Origin of the sequence: Corallococcus interemptor, from assembly GCF_003668875.1 — a bacterium.
Classification (GTDB): domain Bacteria; phylum Myxococcota; class Myxococcia; order Myxococcales; family Myxococcaceae; genus Corallococcus; species Corallococcus interemptor.
Window position 1 is genome coordinate 1 of sequence record NZ_RAWM01000271.1, and the last position, 1,241, is coordinate 1,241.

Sequence of the window (1,241 nt, forward strand, 5' to 3'; positions counted from 1 at the left end):
GGTGCCGGGGCCCCAGGAGGGTGTGCAGCGGGGCTGTCGGGTGGGACGAGAAGGCGGGGACGCCGTGCATGCGGCCCCGTGCGTGGCCCCTCATGCTGAGTGCGCGGCCCCCAAGGGCGCCAGGACGTGCAGCGGCGGAGGGCTGGGGCCTACCGCCTCGGGTGCTCGCGCCGCGAGGGCGGCCGCCGCCCGCGCGGCAACGCGCCGGGCGCTCCAGTCCTCCGGGCATGGGGGCAGCGCACGGAAGAGCCCGCCGCGTGGCAGCGCCCGTACCCACGCCGCGAGCGTGCACCAGCGTCCCACGCTGCCAGGGCCCACCACGCGCCAGGGGCTCACCTGCTCACGCACCCCGGCCACCGGGCGTGCAAGCAGCCCGAAGAGCGCGAGCGCCAAGCCAATGGCCGTGGCCGCGTACAGCCGCCGCGTCAGTACCTCCCGGGGGCCAACGGTGCACGTCGCCCTGCACGCGGTGCACCGGAAGCGGCGCACGGCCACCTCTCGCGCTTGTGCGGCGTCTCCCCATTCCAGCGGCCCGAGCACCTGCCGCTGACGCAGCCCATGCCCATGCAGCACCAGGGCGCCCCCGACGGGCCTGCTGGCCGCTCCGCACTCCGGGCAGCGGGCCGGACGCACCGAGTCCACAGAGGGCACTTCCTCGCCCCAGGACTTGACTCCTCTCTGACTTCGGATGACTCCTCGGGTGCTCCGCGAAACTCTCCACACAGTCTTCTCGCGGGGCATTGGTGGGCAGGGGTGTTGCCACACCCCTCCCACCGCCTACTCGCCGCCGGCTCGCTCCAGCCGCGGTAGCAGCTCCACGCCGCGCCCCGCCCTCTCCTCGGTGCGCAAGCCGACCTCAACGGCGGTGACTCGCAAGAATCCGGCTCGCTGATGGGCAATTCCTCTGCTTACGCCCGCTTCCCATCGACGAGTCGGTTCGAAATCCGGCCGGTCTTCCTCAACCACCGTGCTCAGCAACATTTGCCCTGCCTGCCTCAGTGCGCGTGGTGCTGGCGGTGGAGCCGGTGGACATGCGCAAGTCGATTGACGGCCTCATGACCCTGGTGCGCGGCGCGTGGGGCGAGGACGTCTACTCGGGCCACCTCTTCGCTTTCCCCCTGTGTCAGGGAAGTTGTCGCCTCGGCTGAGTGGCCGGGATGACCACGCCTGGGGGCGAGAGCAGGCAGGACGCAGTGGCGTACACGGATGCATTCAAGTCGCAGATGGTGAAGCGGATGGTG

2 protein-coding genes are annotated in these 1,241 nt (G+C 71.6%); one reads left to right on the top strand and one right to left on the bottom strand.

Annotated elements, in window-relative coordinates:
* Positions 1-90: 90 nt before the first annotated feature.
* Entirely contained in the window at positions 91-642 is a 552-nt protein-coding gene (locus tag D7X96_RS39780) for a hypothetical protein (RefSeq protein WP_147442948.1), read from the bottom strand.
* A gap of 365 nt (positions 643-1,007) precedes the next feature.
* On the opposite strand from D7X96_RS39780, the gene tnpB reads away from it, so the two are divergent.
* On the top strand, positions 1,008-1,148 hold the full coding sequence (tnpB, locus tag D7X96_RS40215) for an IS66 family insertion sequence element accessory protein TnpB (protein WP_279637433.1): 141 nt from the start codon (positions 1,008-1,010) through the stop codon (positions 1,146-1,148).
* Positions 1,149-1,241: the final 93 nt, after the last annotated feature.